1 protein-coding gene is annotated in these 833 nt (G+C 41.2%); it reads left to right on the forward strand.

Annotated features, from left to right (window positions below; all coding sequences use genetic code 11):
* Positions 1-168 precede the first annotated feature (168 nt).
* On the forward strand, positions 169-833 hold a 665-nt coding region (locus LG30_RS21490; protein WP_152599116.1), incomplete at its 3' end, for an NAD-dependent epimerase/dehydratase family protein.

Here is an 833-nt window from a genome sequence, read left to right on the forward strand (position 1 = left end):
TTGGTGCTAATTCCGTTGTAAGAGGTAATTTTCCTGATTTTTGTGTTATCGTTGGTGTGCCGGCGAAAATAATAAAACGCTATGATATAGTAGAGCAGTGCTGGAGGCGAACAGACCCTAACGGTAACTTTTTAACTGATTTAGAGTAAAACCAATTTGGATTATATTATGAAAAGAAACGTTTTGATTACTGGTGGCGCAGGTTTTATTGGTTCTAATTTAGCATTACAGCTTATCGAGGATGGGCATTCTGTATCTGTGCTGGATAACTTGTCCCCACAGATTCATGGTGATAACCCAGACCTTTCTCCACTCTATTCTGCAATTAAAGATAAGGTTAACTTTGTCAAAGGTACTGTTGAGTCGAGAGAGGATTGGTTAAGGGCATTAGTCGGGGTAGATACAGTTGTACACCTGGCTGCTGAGACGGGCACTGGGCAATCGATGTACCAAATAAAACGCTATAGTGACGTCAATATTGGTGGCAGCGCGATATTTCTCGACCTGTTAGCCAATCAAAAACATGGCATTAAAAAAATGGTAATTGCTTCTTCTCGCTCTATCTATGGAGAGGGCAAGTACCAGTGTAAAGAACATGGCATTGTATATCCGACTGCGCGTGATGATGCAGCGATGCTGCAAGGGGACTTCAATGTCAAGTGTCCTTTATGCAATACGGATGTAGAATTATTAGCGACAGATGAAGCAAGTAAAATTCATCCTTCATCTATTTATGGTGTTACTAAGCAAGTTCAAGAACAGATGTTTTTGATCACCGGTAAGAGCTTGGGCATTGATACAGTTGCGTTGCGCTTTCAGAATGTATATGGGGC

The organism is Aeromonas aquatica (assembly GCF_000764655.1).
GTDB lineage: Bacteria > Pseudomonadota > Gammaproteobacteria > Enterobacterales > Aeromonadaceae > Aeromonas > Aeromonas aquatica.